Origin of the sequence: Microbacterium sp. Leaf179 (genome assembly GCF_001423785.1) — a bacterium.
GTDB lineage: Bacteria > Actinomycetota > Actinomycetes > Actinomycetales > Microbacteriaceae > Microbacterium.
The window spans coordinates 303,804-318,871 of the sequence record NZ_LMPH01000003.1 but is presented as its reverse complement, the minus strand read 5'-3'; the positions used below and the strand labels follow the sequence as shown (position 1 = coordinate 318,871).

General features: G+C 70.7%; 15 protein-coding genes and 2 tRNA genes. 9 read left to right on the top strand and 8 right to left on the bottom strand.

Annotated elements, in window-relative coordinates; all coding sequences use genetic code 11:
* Window positions 1-31: 31 nt before the first annotated feature.
* A tRNA-Pro gene (locus ASF96_RS13050) sits at window positions 32-105 on the bottom strand.
* Between the two features lie 255 nt (window positions 106-360).
* On the opposite strand from ASF96_RS13050, the gene ASF96_RS13045 reads away from it, so the two are divergent.
* Window positions 361-434, top strand: a tRNA-Gly gene (locus ASF96_RS13045).
* A 12-nt stretch (window positions 435-446) separates the two neighbouring features.
* Here the strand turns inward: ASF96_RS13045 and ASF96_RS13040 are convergent.
* Window positions 447-833 carry an A1S_2505 family phage non-structural protein gene (locus tag ASF96_RS13040; RefSeq protein ID WP_055939907.1) on the bottom strand — a complete coding sequence of 129 codons (387 nt, stop codon included), beginning with the start codon at window positions 831-833 and terminating at the stop codon, window positions 447-449.
* A gap of 338 nt (window positions 834-1,171) precedes the next feature.
* Window positions 1,172-1,744 carry a gamma carbonic anhydrase family protein gene (locus tag ASF96_RS13035; RefSeq protein ID WP_055939905.1) on the bottom strand — a complete coding sequence of 191 codons (573 nt, stop codon included), beginning with the start codon at window positions 1,742-1,744 and terminating at the stop codon, window positions 1,172-1,174.
* A 161-nt stretch (window positions 1,745-1,905) separates the two neighbouring features.
* On the opposite strand from ASF96_RS13035, the gene ASF96_RS13030 reads away from it, so the two are divergent.
* The 5 genes from ASF96_RS13030 (at window position 1,906) to ASF96_RS13010 (ending at window position 5,326) form a co-directional block, all read left to right on the top strand.
* Complete coding sequence (locus ASF96_RS13030; RefSeq protein ID WP_055939904.1) at window positions 1,906-2,502, top strand: alternate-type signal peptide domain-containing protein; 597 nt, start codon at window positions 1,906-1,908, stop codon at window positions 2,500-2,502.
* A 13-nt stretch (window positions 2,503-2,515) separates the two neighbouring features.
* Window positions 2,516-3,031: a hypothetical protein gene (locus ASF96_RS13025; protein WP_156458860.1), complete on the top strand. Its 516-nt coding sequence runs from the start codon at window positions 2,516-2,518 to the stop codon at window positions 3,029-3,031.
* Window positions 3,028-3,528 (top strand): hypothetical protein, encoded by a 501-nt coding sequence (locus tag ASF96_RS17185; protein WP_055836845.1) that lies wholly within the window; start codon window positions 3,028-3,030, stop codon window positions 3,526-3,528. The genes ASF96_RS13025 and ASF96_RS17185 overlap by 4 nt, the downstream gene beginning before the upstream one ends.
* Window positions 3,513-4,730 (top strand): signal peptidase I, encoded by a 1,218-nt coding sequence (locus tag ASF96_RS13015; RefSeq protein ID WP_055939901.1) that lies wholly within the window; start codon window positions 3,513-3,515, stop codon window positions 4,728-4,730. Before ASF96_RS17185 ends, ASF96_RS13015 begins: the two co-directional genes overlap by 16 nt.
* A gap of 110 nt (window positions 4,731-4,840) precedes the next feature.
* Entirely contained in the window at window positions 4,841-5,326 is a 486-nt protein-coding gene (locus ASF96_RS13010; RefSeq protein ID WP_055939900.1) for a Dps family protein, read from the top strand.
* A gap of 108 nt (window positions 5,327-5,434) precedes the next feature.
* Here ASF96_RS13010 and ASF96_RS13005 read toward each other — a convergent pair whose 3' ends face one another.
* The 5 genes from ASF96_RS13005 to ASF96_RS12985 form a co-directional block, all read right to left on the bottom strand.
* On the bottom strand, window positions 5,435-6,928 hold the full coding sequence (locus ASF96_RS13005) for an amidohydrolase (protein WP_055939899.1): 1,494 nt from the start codon (window positions 6,926-6,928) through the stop codon (window positions 5,435-5,437).
* Window positions 6,925-7,548, bottom strand: coding sequence for an FMN-binding negative transcriptional regulator (locus ASF96_RS13000; RefSeq protein WP_200934104.1), 624 nt, complete (start codon window positions 7,546-7,548; stop codon window positions 6,925-6,927). Before ASF96_RS13000 ends, ASF96_RS13005 begins: the two co-directional genes overlap by 4 nt.
* A gap of 94 nt (window positions 7,549-7,642) precedes the next feature.
* A complete protein-coding gene (locus ASF96_RS12995; protein ID WP_055939897.1) occupies window positions 7,643-8,635 on the bottom strand; it encodes an Fpg/Nei family DNA glycosylase in 993 nt (330 codons plus the stop codon).
* Window positions 8,635-9,177 carry a ribose-5-phosphate isomerase gene (locus tag ASF96_RS12990; RefSeq protein ID WP_055836828.1) on the bottom strand — a complete coding sequence of 181 codons (543 nt, stop codon included), beginning with the start codon at window positions 9,175-9,177 and terminating at the stop codon, window positions 8,635-8,637. The genes ASF96_RS12995 and ASF96_RS12990 overlap by 1 nt, the downstream gene beginning before the upstream one ends.
* Window positions 9,178-9,270: 93 nt before the next feature.
* A complete protein-coding gene (locus tag ASF96_RS12985) occupies window positions 9,271-10,458 on the bottom strand; it encodes a ferrochelatase (RefSeq protein ID WP_055939895.1) in 1,188 nt (395 codons plus the stop codon).
* A 150-nt stretch (window positions 10,459-10,608) separates the two neighbouring features.
* Between ASF96_RS12985 and pepN the strand changes: the two genes are divergently transcribed.
* The 3 genes from pepN (at window position 10,609) to ASF96_RS12970 (ending at window position 15,005) form a co-directional block, all read left to right on the top strand.
* Window positions 10,609-13,155, top strand: coding sequence for an aminopeptidase N (pepN, locus tag ASF96_RS12980; RefSeq protein WP_055939893.1), 2,547 nt, complete (start codon window positions 10,609-10,611; stop codon window positions 13,153-13,155).
* Window positions 13,156-13,287: 132 nt separating this feature from the next.
* Window positions 13,288-14,199 carry an ABC transporter ATP-binding protein gene (locus ASF96_RS12975; RefSeq protein WP_055939891.1) on the top strand — a complete coding sequence of 304 codons (912 nt, stop codon included), beginning with the start codon at window positions 13,288-13,290 and terminating at the stop codon, window positions 14,197-14,199.
* On the top strand, window positions 14,196-15,005 hold the full coding sequence (locus tag ASF96_RS12970) for an ABC transporter permease (RefSeq protein ID WP_055939890.1): 810 nt from the start codon (window positions 14,196-14,198) through the stop codon (window positions 15,003-15,005). The genes ASF96_RS12975 and ASF96_RS12970 overlap by 4 nt, the downstream gene beginning before the upstream one ends.
* Window positions 15,006-15,068 lie beyond the last annotated feature (63 nt).

Here is a 15,068-nt window from a genome sequence, read left to right as displayed (position 1 = left end):
GATTGGGCCTGTGGTCTGTGGGGCCGTGACGTCGGGGCGACAGGATTTGAACCTGCGGCCTCCCGCTCCCAAAGCGGGCGCTCTACCAAGCTGAGCTACGCCCCGGGGCGACGCGCGGCACGCGCCGACGAAACGACCGAGGAAAGTCTAGTCGATCGGCCTGGGCACGCCGGTTTCTCTGCGGCGGGGTTGTCCGATCCGCTCAGGATGCGTCCGCGGGCGGCACCTCCTGCCGGTCCTACGGATGCCGAGGAGCCACCCGCCCGCGCACGAGTGTCCCCGCATGGTGTCGGAGGCACTCCCACGGGTGTCGTAGAGTAGAGGAGTCCGATTCCACGGCTCCTCGAGTCGCCGGATTTCGGGGCTGTAGCTTAGTGGTAAAGCCTCTGTCTTCCAAACAGATGATGCGAGTTCGATTCTCGTCAGCCCCTCCACCCGTCCCGCGCCTAGGGATTCTCCGCATCGGCATCCGATCGCCGACGACCCTCTCCGCGGAACGATTCCGGCAGCACGACGTTCTGCCCGGCTCCCGCGAAGAACCCCGCCACCTGCGCGGGTCGATATCCCGCGATCCCGCACCCGACCTCGGTGACGAGGAACCGCAGATGCGGGTGATCCGCCGCGAAAGCGACGAATCGCCGTGCCTGCTCCTCGAACACCGTGAGTCCCGACATCGTGTCGATGCCGTAGGCCTGCCCCTGCAGCCCCTCGCTCTGGCCCCAGACCGCTCCGAAACGGTCGAGGGCGAACCGCGCGGCTCCCCCGCCGTGCGCCCCGGACGCGTTCGATCCGAAGACGAAGACCTCGTCGGGGCCGAGCGTCGTGATGTGCATCTCGCGAGACTACGCGTCGCGCTGCTGCTCGGGGCCGGCCCACCCGCCCAGCGACAGATCGAGCTCGAGGCCCGCCTGCGCCTCCGTGGGTACGTCGAATCCGCAGGCGGCGTAGAGCGCTGATCGCCGCCACGACCCGCGCGGCCACGATCCGCGCGCCGCTGCGAGACGGACCCACTCACGGCGGATCGACGAGGCGGTTGCGCAGATGGCGGCTCCCGGGCGGCGACGGCATCGCCGACAGCGACACCGCTCGCCACGACACCACAGTCCCGGTGCGGACCCCCGTCAGAGCCGCGGAACTTCACCCGTCGGACGCGTCGATTCGCTCCCCCGGGTCAGTCCGTCCACCCGTCGAGGTCTCGGTCGAGGTCCGTGACCGGCGACGCGGCGCGATGCCGAGCCGTGTGCGCCACGTACGTCTGGGCGTTCCGCAGAATCTTCGAGCGCTCCTCGTCGGTCAGCGCGCGACGCACCTGGGCCGGAACGCCTGCGACGAGCGATCCCGCCGGCACGACGGTGCCCTCGAGCACGACCGCTCCCCCGGCGATGAGGCAGCCGGGACCGATATCGGCACCCGACAGAATCACGCTCCCCATGCCGATCAGCGAACCGTCGCCGATGGTGCACCCGTGCACGACGACGTTGTGTCCGACCGAGACGTCGGCGCCGATGACGACGGGGCGTCCGGCGTCGACGTGGACCGAGACGTTGTCCTGCACGTTGCTCCGGGCGCCGACGGTGATCGACGCGCTGTCGCCCCGCAGAACCGCGTTGTACCAGACGCTCGCATTCGTCGACAGTCGCACGTCCCCCACGACTCGGGCTCCGGATGCCACGAACGCGGTGTCGTCGATCTCGGGAGCGGCATCGGGAAGGGCGAGCACGACGGCGTCGCGAGCGATGGTCATGGCCCGACCCTAACGACCCGCGACTACTGGCCGCATGCACGGCCCGACTACCGGCGAGCGCCGCTTCGCCTACCGGGAAGGCGAAACCGGTAGCGCCGCGGACGGGCGGCGCTCATAGGTTCGGTCCCGCACCGCAGCCGCATCCCGCCCTGGAGAACATCATGTCCCGCACCGTTGAAACATCCCCCGCCACCCGCACCCGTTCGGTTCGGCGCCACCCTCGAGGCGTCGCGATCCTCGCGATCGCCGCCGGCACCGCCCTCCTGCTCGGTGGCGCCGGCACGTACGCGTACTGGTCGACCGAGACCGCGTTGAGCGCCGGCACCGTGGAGTCGGGAGACCTCGACCTGACGTTGGGGGCGGGCTCGTGGACCCTGGCGGGCGCACTGCAGCCGGCCACGGCCGTCGACGAGGCAGACCTGGGCGATGTGCGACTGGTTCCGGGCGACGTGCTCACGCTGTCGCAGCCTCTCACCGTGACGCTCGAGGGGGACACCATCGCCGCGGACCTCACGGCAGCCCTCGGCGACGACTTCACCACGGGTGCGCTCGCGGCCTATCTCGACGTGGACCTGACCGTGCCGGGCCTCGGCGCCGAAACCACCCCGAACACCTACCGCATTACGGGCGACACCGACGCGACGGTGACCGCCACCCTCACCATCACATTCCGCTCCACCACCGACCAGCGAAACGGCGTCAACAGCACCGTCGACCTCAACGGTGTGGCCTTCGCACTGTCGCAGGCGACCTCCTGACACGGGCCTCGGCATGTCGCAGCGTGACGACGGCGTCCCGCGAAGGCTGCGCTGGGGAGCGATGCTGGCGACGGTCCTCGTGCTCGGTGGGGGGACCACCGCGGCACAGGCGTTCTGGCAGAGCCGTGTGCCCCTCGCCGCGGGGGTCGTGGCATCCGGTGACCTGGCCCTCGCGACGCAGTGGACGGGTTCCTGGTCGGCGTGGGAGCCGCTGTACCCGAGCGGCGTGAGCGACACCGCGACGCTGCGAGTCACCGCGACGGGGAGCGGGACGACGCTCCGCTGGAAGCTCAGCGCGACGCCGACGACCCAGTCGACGTGGGTCACCACGCAGGTGTTCGTCGGAGCGTGCGGGAGCGGCACCGTGATCCCGCCGGGGGGTTCTTACGCCCCGGCGGGAGGGTTGAAGACGGGACAGTCGGTCGACCTGTGCCTGCGGGTGACGCTGCGCGCAGACGCGCCGTCTACCGCGCAGAACACAGCCATCTCGCCGTCGATGACGGTGACGGCCGATCAGGTGCTCTCGTGACGGGGCTGTCGCCGGGGGGCCGGTCGGTGATCGCCGGCGCCGTCGCCCTGTCGTTCCTCTGGGGTCTGACCGCTCCGCCCGCAGAGGCCGCCTGGCAGTCGACCGCCGCGGCGCCCGCGTTCTCGCTGTCGACGGGCTCGCTCGCCGCACCCGTGACGCAGTGCAAGAACGTGACGTCGAGCCCCCGCGCCGCGCGCATCGAATGGGCGAGCGTCGAGGGCGCGACCGGTTACGACGTGACGCTCGGGAACACCGTCAACAGCAGCACAACATCGCTCAGCCAGAACCAGACGAACCTGTTCTTCGAGGTGCGCGGCTCGCTGCTCGAGAACCTCGGTCTGGCCCTCGGTTCCCTCCTCACCGGGGGGTCGGTCCTCGTGACCGTCAAAGCCCGCGTCGGTGCGTGGGAATCCGCGGCCGGCAACGCACAGCCCGTCGTGCTGTCGAGCCTGCTCGGTGGTCTGCTGACCGGAGGGCTGAAGTGTCAGGGAACCTGACCCGACGCTCCACGCGCGAGGCCCACCCCCGCCCGCGCTCCCGCGGGCCCCGTCTGCGTTCGGTCGTCGGCACGGTCGTCATCCTGGTCCTCTCCCTGTTCGCCCTGCTGACGATCGTCATCCCCCACCTCCTCGGCGCTCAGACGTATACCGTGCTCACCGGGAGCATGCAGCCCGGGATGCCGCCCGGCACCATGATCGCGGTGCGCGCCGCGTCGATCGACGACGTGCAGATCGGCGACGTCGTGACGTACCAGATCCGCTCGGGCGACCCCGCGGTCGTCACGCACCGGGTCGTCGGGACGACGAGCAGCACCGGCGGAGACCGGCTGCTCGTGACACGCGGCGACGCCAACGATGTCGACGATCCCCCCGTGCAGCGCGAGCAACTGCGCGGCACGGTGATCATGGCGGTGCCGTACCTCGGGTATCCGGGTGTGCTGCTGGGCGGGCACGACCGAGGGGCGATCGTCGCCGTGGTCGGGGTCCTCATCGTCGGGTACGGCGTCGCGCTGCTGGCCATCGACCTGGTGCGGACCCGGCGTCGGCGGGCTGCCGCGGCGACGCTCGCCGTGCTCGTCGCCGTCGCGGCTCTCACCCCCTTCGTCGCTCCAGCGCCCGCGAGAGCCGGGGAGCCGGCGGCCGCGTCCCGCGACGCGGCGGAGGCGAACCTGCAGCTCAGCGCCGATGGCATCCGATTCGTCTCCGACGGCTCGCTCGACCCGATCGACGACCTCGGCCGTCTCGCACCGGGAATCACGCTCACCACGCCCGTGTGGATCCGCAACGTCAGCGGTGATCCCGCTCGCGCTGCGGTTCGCCTCGACCTCCCGGGCGCCGACGGGACGCGCCCCACCTTGGCGGGGGCCCTGCGACTCGCCGTCGACGATCAGACGGTCGCGCCGGGCGCCGAATGGCGCAGCGCCGTCATCCCGGCCGGCGGCACGGTGCGCATCGCGATCGGCGTGCGGATGGATGCCGCGGCGGGCAACGACATGCGACGGGCGGCGACGAGCGCCACGCCCGTCGTGCGGCTCAGCGAGCACGTCGAGGGCGCCGACCCGGACTCGCCCCGATCGCCCGGCGATGCTCTGCCCCGGACGGGGCGTGGCACGGACCCGCTCGCCGCCGTCGCGCTCGTCGCGGCCGGAGCCGTGGGAGCGGGGCTCGCGCTCGCGACGAGAAGGCGGGAGCATAGGTGAGGATTGCCTATTCATCAGGTATTTAGCCGAGCCTCATCTTGCTTGCGGAATGTCCGCGAGTGAGTAGCGTTGCATCCATCGAGACTTCGAACGTCGCCTAAGGAGCAAACATGAGCACCGTTCACACCCCCGCCGCCACCACCGTCGACTCCACCATGGCGTCCGGCACCGCGCAGTTCCTGTCCCCCGTCGTGATCGGCCTCGAGGCGCTCGTCGTCAACGGCAAGCAGGCGCACTGGCACGTCCGCGGATCCAACTTCATCGGCGTGCACGAGCTGCTCGACACCGTCGTGGCTCACGCGCAGGATTGGGCCGACCTGGCCGCCGAGCGCATCGTCGCCCTGGGCCTGCCCATCGACGCGCGCCTGTCGACGGTCGCGGCCAAGGCGAAGGCCACCGAGGTCCCCGCCGGCTTCGCGCAGTCCGACGTCGTCATCCGCGCCGTCATCGCCGACATCGACGCCGTGCTGCTCGACATCGAAGCCGCCATCGAGGGCCTCGACGAGCTCGACATGACGAGCCAGGACGTCGCCATCGAGATCAAGCGCGGTCTCGACAAGGACCGCTGGTTCCTGTTCGCGCACCTCGCGGCGTAATTCCTCCACGAAGGGGGCGGTGCTTCGGCACCGCCCCCTTCGTCGTTCCCCGCGCGAAACGCCGGGGCTGTCGTCGCGCGCGAATCCGAAGCGGCGAGGACGTGTGCGTCACGCGCCGTGCGTCACGCGCCCCGCGAGCAGCGTCGTTCGCACCGGCATGGCGCGCAGGCCCCGCTCGTCGGCGGCGTGCGGATCGTCGCCCACGATGACGAGATCCGCCAGGGCCCCGGGGCTGATCTGCGCCGGCGCCGTCGATCCTCCGGCGGTGGATGCCGCGATGGCGGTGTCGATGTCGATCCGCTGGTGCGGGTGCCAGGCGTCGCGCCCGTCGCGCGTGCGGAACACGGCCGACGCCATCGCCGCCCAGGGATCCAGCGACGCCACGGGCGCGTCGGAGCCGAACCGCACGTTCGCCCCGCTGTCGACCAGGGCGCGCAGGGGGTAGGGCTGCGCGGATTGCTCGGCCCAGATGGCATCCGTCATGTCGCGATCGTCGAGCGCGTGCTCGGGTTGCACGCTCGCCGCGACGCCCAACCGGGCGAAACGCGGAATGTCGGCGTGCGCGACGAGCTGTGCGTGCTCGATGGTGCCCACCGCGCCGGTGCGTGCATACGCGTCGAGAGCGTGCGCGTTCGCGACGTCGCCGATGGCGTGGATCGCGCACTCGAGCCCCGCGGCGGTCGCCCGCGTCATCATGTCGACGAGCGCGTCGGGGGGCACGGTGAGCAGTCCGTGGTTGCCGATCTCACCCGGGTAGTGGTGGGCGCACGCCGCCGTGCGGGTTCCGAGCGACCCGTCGGTGATGGCCTTCAGCGGTCCGACGCGCACGAGGTCGTGCGCCGCCCCGCGCACCCGGTCGCCGGTGCGCAGGCCCTCGGCGATCGCGCGGTCGAGGTGCTGCGGGTAGGTGCCGTACGAGACGCGGAGCGTATCGAAGCCCCGCGCGACCCGCCGCTGCCAGGGCTCGTCGTTCCACGTCATGTCGAGGTCGACGAGTCCGACGATCCCGCGTGCCGCGGCGGCGCGAGCCATGCGCTCGACGGCGTCGTCGGCACGGTCCGGCTCCATGGCGTTGAGTCGGCGCGAGATCTCGAAGGCGTCCTCTTCGCGCAGCATCCCGGATGCCACGGGCTCGAAGCCCTCGCGACGGAACGCGGCGCTGTTCATCCAGACGCTGTGCACGTCGGCGTTGACGAGGTACGTCGCCCCGTCTCCGGTCGCGGCGTCGAGCAGGGCGAGACTCGGCTCGTCGGGCCACAGCCCGTCGCGGAAGCCGACGCCGATGCGGCGTCCGTCGCTCTCGGGGGCGAACGCCATGATCGATGCGGCATCGCGCGCCGAGGCGACCTCGCCGAGCGGCACGCGCTCGGCGACCAGGGCCCACTGCAGCACGTGCACGTGGTGGTCCCAGAGGCCGGGCAGCAGCCAGCCGCCCTCCCCGTCCACCACCACGCCGGTGGGCCGGAGGTTCCCCGTGGGGGCGATGTCGGCGATCACTCCGTCGGCGATGACGAGGTCGACGGGCTCCGAGGTGGGGAGGAACTCACGACCCGGCCCCGCCACCCGCACGGCGCGGACGAATCCGACGTGCTCGCCGATCACGCGCGTCCCCGGGCGTCTTCGGCGCGGCGCATCTCGCCGGCGAGCTCGGGGTGCTGCGCGGACAGCCCCGCGATGACGGTCTCGACCACCTCGGCGCTCTTGTTCTGGCTCAGCTTGCGTTTGGCCGTGACCCGCGTGGGTGTCAGGCGGAAGCCGACGGTGCCGCGCTCGAGGCGTTCGACGAACGTCGCGTCGTTCGGCAGGGCGTACAGGGTCCGCGCGTCGTCGGCGTCGCCCTCGAACCGCTCGACGAGACGTTCGAGTACGCGGAGGTTCTCGTCGAGCGTCAGGATCTCCGGGATGCCGGAGAGGTGCGCCGACACGAAGTTCCAGGTGGGGACGGCGGGCACGTCGCCGTACCACCGGGGAGTGATGTATCCGTGCGGGCCCTGCACCACCACGAGCAGCTCGCGGTCGCCGAGACCGAGGATCGCGTCGTCGGGCTTGCCGACGTGCCCGACGATGGTCAGGTCGTCGCGCTGGTCGTCGAGCATGACCGCATAGTGCGAGGCGACGAGACCGTCGTCGCCCTGACCGACGAGGGTGACCCACGGGTGGCGGTCGATGAGACGCCGGATCTCACCGACGTCGGTCATCGCGAAGCTGGGGTTCTGGCGCACCGGATCAGCCTAGAACGCGGCGGGCTCCACCAGGCTCATCCGCCCACGCGGCGCGCGAGGCACCGGGCTCGTCGACGGGACCGTCCCCGGCAGATCAGGCCTGGCAGCGTGGGCACCAGTACAGCTTGCGCCCCGCTGCCTCTTCCATCACGATGTCGGTGCCGCATACGCGGCACGGCAGACCCGCGCGGTGGTAGACCCAGTGCCGGTCGTCGCGATGGGCCATGGCACGGCGATACGCCTCGGGGTCGAGGTCGTCCATCGTCATCATCTGGCCGGTCTCGACGCCGATCGACAGCAGTCGCACCCAGTCGCGCCACATGCCGCGGACGACCTCTTCGGGCACGTCGCGGCCAGGCGTGTGCGGGTTCTGCCGGGCGCGGAAGAGGATCTCGGCGCGGTAGACGTTGCCGATTCCGCTGACCACGGCCTGATCCATCAGGAGCAGGCCGATGGCGGTGGGCTTCTTCTTGACGGTCGCGGTGAAGCGTTCCTCGCCCTCGGCGACGTCGTCGACGAGGGGGTCGGGGCCGAGCTTCGCGATCGTCGCCGCCACCTCGTCGGGCGTCTGCAGCACGCAGGCCGTGGGGCCGCGCAGATCGGCGCACGTCGTCTCGGTGAGAAGACGCAGCCGCACGGCGCCGACCACCGGCGGCGGCCACTCGACCTGTTCGTCGAGACCGGTCGTCTGCTCCGACATGCGCACCCGCGCGCGCCGCGGGGCGCCGATCGAGCTCAGGGAGTTCTCGCCCGCGGCGTCGAGGATCGGCGCGTCGTCGAACGTCGTGCCGCGCTGGTTGGTGTGCCCCATGCGGCCGTTCGCCGAGGCGATCGTCGCGTCGAGCGCCACTTCGCCCGAGAAGTCCCACGCGCCGTACATGCCCAGGTGCACGCGAAGCCACACGTCACCGTCGAACCGCAGGAACATCTGCTTGGCGACGGCCCGCACCTCGACCGCTTCGCGCCCGTCGAGCACCGACGCTCCCTCGACGAAACGACCCTGGGGGCTGGATGCCGCCACGACGCGCCCCACGATGTTGCGGTCGAACTGCCGCGCGATGCGGTGGACGGAATGCCCTTCGGGCATCAGCCTGCCTCGGGGTCGAACGAGTCGCTGGCGTCGGTCAGGGTGTTCTCGCCGCGAGCCGCCCGCGGGTCGGGCAGCAGCACGCCGTCTTGCTCGTACGCCGCGAGCTGGCCGATCCGGCGCGCGTGGCGCTCTTCGCCCGAGAACGGTGTCGCGATGAAGCGGTCGATGAACGATGCGGCCTCGTCGAACGTGTGCTGACGCGCGCCGATCGAGATGACGTTGGCGTCGTTGTGCTCGCGCGCGAGCTCGGCGGTCGACACGTTCCACACCAGCGCGGCGCGCACGCCCAGCACCTTGTTCGCGGCGATCTGCTCGCCGTTGCCCGAGCCGCCGAAGACGACGCCGAGCGCGTCGACGCCATCGGCCTGATCACGCACGACCGCTTGAGCGGCGCGGATGCAGAAGGCCGGGTAGTCGTCGAGCGGGTCGTACTCGAGGGGGCCGTGGTCGACGACCTCGTGCCCCTGGGCGGCGAGGTGGTGCTGGATCTGGGTCGAGAACTCGAGACCGGCGTGATCGGTGCCGATGTGGATGCGCATGCGCTCATCTTATTGACGGCCGCCGACATCAGGGGGCGGACGCGACGACGCCGCCCGCTCCCCGGAAGAGAGAGCGGGCGGCGTCGGATCGGGTCAGGGGCGAACGCCCGCGGCGACGGGCTTGAACCCGGCGCGGATGTTCTCGCAGCAGCCGGGGCGGCACACGTCGTACCACGGCCCCAGGTCGGTCAGGTGCGGGCGTTCCGATTTCGGAGTGCCGTTCAGTCGCTCCTCGACGAGGTCGACGAGGCCCGAGACGTAGGCCGGGTCGACGCCGGGCGTGGGCGTGCGGACTGCGCGGATGCCGGCCTCCTCGGCGGCCTCCATGGCCTCGGTGTCGAGGTCCCAGAGCACCTCCATGTGGTCGCTGACGAAGCCGAGCGGCACGATCGCGACGGCCTCGACCCCGCGGCCGGGGAGTTCGGCGATCACGTCGTTGACGTCGGGCTCGAGCCAGGGCTGCGTGGGCGGGCCGGAGCGCGACTGGTAGACGAGCTCCCACTCGACCTCGGCGACGGCGTCGGCGACAGCGGCCATGACGACCTCGGCGACGGCCTTGTGCTGGGCCTCGTACGCGCCCCCCTCGCCGAACTCGACGTCACGGGGGCCCGAGCGCTGGGCGTCGGCCATCGGAATGGAGTGGGTCGAGAACAGCACGCGGATCTTCTCGGGCGCGATCCCGTCGGCGACGAAGCCGGCCACGGCATCCGTCACTCCGCGCAGGAACGTGTCGACGAAGCCGGGGTGGTCGAAGAACTGGCGCACCTTGTCGATCGTCACGGTCCCGCCGAGCCCCGTCGACTCGAGCACGCGGGCGTAGTCCTCGCGGTACTGCCGGCAGCTCGAGAACGAGCTGTACGCGCTCGTGGCGATCGCCAGAAGAGTGGTGTGGCCGGCCTCGGCGGCCTCGGTCACGGCCTCTTCGAGGTAGGGCGCCCAGTTGCGGTTGCCCCAGTAGACGGGCAGGCCCAGCCCGCGCGCAGCGATCTCCGCCTCCAGAGCCGCCTTCAACTCGCGGTTGTGCTCGTTGATGGGGCTGACCCCGCCGAAGTGGCGGTAGTGATGGGCGACCTCTTCGAGGCGCTCGTCGGGGATGCCGCGTCCGCGCGTGACATTGCGGAGGAAGGGGATGACGTCGTCCTGCCCCTCCGGGCCGCCGAATCCGGCGAGGAGGATGCCGTCGTATGCGACGGGCGTCTCGACCCACTTGGGCCCCGACGCCGCGGCGGGCGAGGCATAGAGGACGGGTTCAGGGGTGGTGTCCGTGTCGGTCGTGCTCACGCAGACATCCTCGCACCTGCATGGCGAGCCCGGGCGCGGGTTATCTCGTGACTAGGCTTATCTGGTTGTCATCGTCGCCGACGGCGTCCGTCGTCACCCGCGAGAGCGCTCGATCTGCGACGATCCACCCTCATCCCAGGGAGTACGCCAGTGCCAGGAGAGAACCTCACCCGCATCGAAGCGCAGGAACGCCGCGCCGTCGTCGACACGCACGCCTACGACGTGCAGCTCGATCTCACCCGCGGCGACGAGGTCTTCTCCTCGCGCACCGTCGTCACCTTCGCCGCCACCGAGGGCGCATCGACGTTCATCGATCTCATCGCGCGCACCGTGCACTCCGTCACGCTGAACGGCCGATCCCTCGACCCGGCCGCCGTGTTCGTCGACTCGCGCATCGCGCTCGACGAGCTGGCATCCGAGAACGAGCTCGTCGTCGAGGCCGACTGCGAGTACACGAACACCGGCGAGGGCCTGCACCGCTTCGTCGATCCCGTCGACGGCGAGGTCTACCTCTACTCGCAGTTCGAGGTTCCCGACTCCCGCCGCATGTACACGGTGTTCGAGCAGCCCGATCTCAAGGCCGCCTTCACGTTCTCGGTGACCGCCCCCGCGCGCTGGAAGGTCGTCTCCAACTCCCCCACGCCCGAGCCCGTCGCCGTCGGCGACGACACCGCCCGCTGGGACTTCCCCCCGACGCCCCGCATCTCGTCGTACATCACCGCGCTCGTGGCGGGTCCGTACGAGGCGACCTTCTCGGAGCTGACCAGCGCCGACGGCCGCGTCATCCCCCTCGGCGTCTTCGCCCGCAAGAGCCTCTGGCAGCACCTCGACGCCGACTACGTCTTCGACAAGACGCGCCAGGGCTTCGCGTACTTCGAGGAGAAGTTCGGGTTCCCGTACCCGTTCGCCAAGTACGACCAGCTCTTCGTGCCCGAGTTCAATGCCGGCGCGATGGAGAACGCCGGCGCGGTGACCTTCACCGAGACCTACGTCTTCCGCAGCAAGGTCACCGACGCGGTCAAGGAACGCCGCGTCGTGACGATCCTGCACGAGCTCGCCCACATGTGGTTCGGCGACCTCGTCACCATGAAGTGGTGGAACGACCTCTGGCTCAACGAGTCGTTCGCCGAATGGGCGTCGACGATCGCCACCGCCGAGGCCACCGAGTGGAAAGCCGCCTGGACCACCTTCAACGCGATGGAGAAGACCTGGGCCTACCGTCAGGACCAGCTCCCCTCGACCCACCCGGTCGTCGCAGAGATCACCGACCTCGAAGACGTGCAGGTCAACTTCGACGGCATCACCTACGCCAAGGGCGGGTCGGTGCTCAAGCAGCTCGCCGCCTGGGTCGGGATCGAGCAGTTCTTCGCCGGGGTCGGCGCGTACTTCCAGAAGCACCAGTGGTCGAACACCGAGGTCGGCGACCTGCTCGTCGAGCTCGAGGCCACCAGCGGCCGCGACCTGGGCGACTGGGCGAAGAAGTGGCTCGAGACGGCGGGCGTCAACACGCTCTCGCCGCTCATCGAAGAAGGCTCCGACGGCACCATCTCGCGCTTCGCGATCGTGCAGACGGCGCCCGCCGACTACCCCACCATCCGTCCGCACCGCCTCGGCGTCGGCTTCTACTCGCTCAACGACGCCGGAGCGCTCGAGCGCGTGCACCGCGTCGAGATCGACGTCGACGGTGACCGCACCGAGGTCGCCGAGCTCCGCGGCATCCGTCGTCCCGATCTCGTGCTGCTCAACGACGACGACCTGGCCTACGCGAAGATCCGCCGCGACGAGCGCTCGCTCGCCACGGCGATCGCCCACCTCAAGGACATCTCCGACCCGCTGGCCCGCTCGCTCGTCTGGGGTGCGGCCTGGGATCAGACCCGGGATGCCGAGTCCTCGGCCACCGACTACCTGGATCTCGTGCTGCGCAACATCGGTTCCGAGACCGAGTCCACGACGGTGCGCACGACGCTCGGTCAGCTGCAGCTCGCCGCCAACTCGTACGTGACGCCCGCGTCGCGTGAGGCGGCTCGCGCCCGCGTCGCCGACGGCCTCTGGGCGCTCGCCCAGGCCGCCGAGGCCGGCAGCGACAGCCAGCTGCAGTTCGTCACCGCGTTCGCCTCGGCGGCCTCGACTCCGGCGCACGCCGAGACGGTGCGGGCCCTGCGCTCGGGCGAGACGGTGCTCGACGGCCTCGAGATCGACACCGACCTGTCGTGGCAGTTGCTCATCTCGCTGGCCACGGCCGGCGCGGTGTCGGCCGACGACATCGACGCGGCCCGCGCGGCCGACAACACCTCGAAGGGTGGGGAGCTCGCCGCCCAGGCGAAGGCCTCGCTGCCCACGCACGAGGCGAAGCAGCAGGCGTGGAACTCGCTCATCGACAACGCCGACGCGCCGAACACGATCGTGCGTTCGACCGCCCTCGGCTTCACGCACCCGGCGACGGTCGACGTGCTGGCCGACTTCGTCGAGCCGTACTTCGCGATGCTGCTGCCGATCTGGGAGTCGCGCAGCTACCAGATCGCGCAGTACCTGATCGTGGGTCTGTACCCCGCCGCCCTCGCGAACACCGCCCTGCGCGATGCGACCCGCGCCTGGCTGACGCAGAACGCCGACGCCGCCCCGGCGCTGCGCCGCCTCGTCGGCGAGAACCTCGCCGGCGTGGAGCGTGCGCTGTCGGTCCAGGAGCGCGACTCGTAGTAATCGAGCTCCTCAGAATGCCCCCTCCCTCACCGGGAGGGGGCATTCGTCATTCGTGGGTCATCCCCGGGTGGACCCGGATCATCCCCTGGGAGGATGCCCCCGCCCGGGGCGCCTCCGTAGCGTGAAGGCATGATCGTTGCAGAGCACCTCACCAAGCGTTACGGCGACAAGACCGCCGTCGACGACGTCTCGTTCACCGTGGCTCCTGGCCGCGTCACCGGCTTCCTCGGCCCCAACGGCGCGGGCAAGTCGACCACCATGCGCATGATCGTCGGTCTCGACCGTCCCTCGACGGGTTCGGTCACCGTCGGCGGGCAGGACTACCGCCGTCTGCGCTCCCCCCTCACCGAGGTCGGCGTGCTGCTCGACGCCAAGGCGATCCACACCGGGCGCTCGGCGCGCAACCACCTGCGTGCCATGGCCGCGACGCACGGCATCGGGCGCAGCCGCGTCGACGAGGTGATCGAGCTCACCGGCATCGGCTCGGTCGCCGGCAAGCGGGCGGGCAAGTTCTCGCTCGGTATGGGCCAGCGTCTCGGAATCGCCGCCGCTCTCCTCGGCGACCCCCACACCCTCATCCTCGACGAGCCGGTCAACGGCCTCGATCCCGAGGGCGTGCGGTGGGTGCGCCAGTTCGTCCGCCATCTGGCGAGCGAGGGTCGCACCGTGCTGCTGTCGAGCCATCTGATGAGCGAGATGGCGCAGACCGCCGACCACGTCATCGTGCTCGGCCGCGGACGCGTCCTGGCCGATGCGCCGCTCGCCGACCTCGTCGGCACCTGGACCACCACGACCCTGCTCGTGCGCTCCCCGCGCCTGGCCGACCTCGTCTCGGCCCTGCAGATCCCGGATGCCACGGTGACGGCCACCGAGCCCGGTGCCGCCCAGATCACCGGCGTCACGGCGCAGACGGTCGGCGACCTGGCCGCCGCTCGCGGCATCCCCCTCTATGAACTGACCCCGCGAGCGGGCTCGCTCGAGGACGCCTACCTCGCCCTCACCGACGACTCGGTCGAGTACAAGACCAAGGAGATCGCATGACCGCCGTCGCTTCCGCGCCGACCACGCGGGCCCACGCCCACGCCTCGACCGCGCACCGCCTCAGCTTCATCCACCTGATGAAGAGCGAGAGCATCAAGATGCTCACCCTGCGCTCCACCTGGTGGTCGCTCGGCGTCACCGCCGCCCTGTCGGTCGGGATCTCGTTGCTGATCGCTGCGGCCTCGAGCGACATCGGCGGCGGCTTCCCCGCGGCGAACGTGATCCTGGCGCCGACGCAGTTCACGATGCTGGTCGCCGGCATCCTCGGTGCGATCGTCATCACGGGCGAGTACTCCACCGGCATGATCCGTTCGACGCTCACCGCCGAACCCCGTCGGGGGGCGGTGCTGGTGGCCAAGGCCCTCATCGTCGCACTCGTCATGGCCGTGACCACCGTCGTCATCTACGCGGTGGCGATCGCCGTGACCGCGCCGCTGGTCAGCACGGGCCTCGACTGGTCGACGCCCTCGGAGTCCCTGGTCCCTCTCGCGTTGGGGGTCGTGTCGATGGCGGCCTTCACGCTGATCGGTCTCGGCTTCGGCTTCGTCATCCGCAGCGGCGCCGGCGCCATCGCGGCTACGGTCGGGGTGCTCTTCGTCCTGCCCATCGTGTTCAGCCTGTTCTCGTTCGCGGGACCGAGCTGGCAGTGGATCCTCGACGCGGCCGACTACCTGCCGGTCAACGCCGCGGTGCAGCTCACCACCCCCGGCGGAACGGAGCTCGGCCAAGGCGCCCTCACCCTGGCGGCATGGGCCCTCGCGCCGCTGGTGCTGGGCTGGATCGCCCTGCGGTCGCGCGACGTCTGACCCCTTCTCCCCACCACGGATGCCTCGACGCTCAGCCAGCGCCGAGGCATCCGTCGTTACGCT

Excerpts from the sequence above, each read along its gene's own strand:
- ASF96_RS13040 (WP_055939907.1), bottom strand. The coding sequence starts at position 833 with ATGCACATCACGACGCTCGGCCCCGACGAGGTCTTCGTCTTCGGATCG.
- ASF96_RS13035 (WP_055939905.1), bottom strand. The coding sequence starts at position 1,744 with ATGACCATCGCTCGCGACGCCGTCGTGCTCGCCCTTCCCGATGCCGCT.
- ASF96_RS13030 (WP_055939904.1), top strand. The coding sequence starts at position 1,906 with ATGTCCCGCACCGTTGAAACATCCCCCGCCACCCGCACCCGTTCGGTT.
- ASF96_RS13025 (WP_156458860.1), top strand. The coding sequence starts at position 2,516 with ATGTCGCAGCGTGACGACGGCGTCCCGCGAAGGCTGCGCTGGGGAGCG.
- ASF96_RS13010 (WP_055939900.1), top strand. The coding sequence starts at position 4,841 with ATGAGCACCGTTCACACCCCCGCCGCCACCACCGTCGACTCCACCATG.
- ASF96_RS12995 (WP_055939897.1), bottom strand. The coding sequence starts at position 8,635 with ATGCCCGAAGGGCATTCCGTCCACCGCATCGCGCGGCAGTTCGACCGC.
- ASF96_RS12990 (WP_055836828.1), bottom strand. The coding sequence starts at position 9,177 with ATGCGCATCCACATCGGCACCGATCACGCCGGTCTCGAGTTCTCGACC.
- ASF96_RS12975 (WP_055939891.1), top strand. The coding sequence starts at position 13,288 with ATGATCGTTGCAGAGCACCTCACCAAGCGTTACGGCGACAAGACCGCC.
- ASF96_RS12970 (WP_055939890.1), top strand. The coding sequence starts at position 14,196 with ATGACCGCCGTCGCTTCCGCGCCGACCACGCGGGCCCACGCCCACGCC.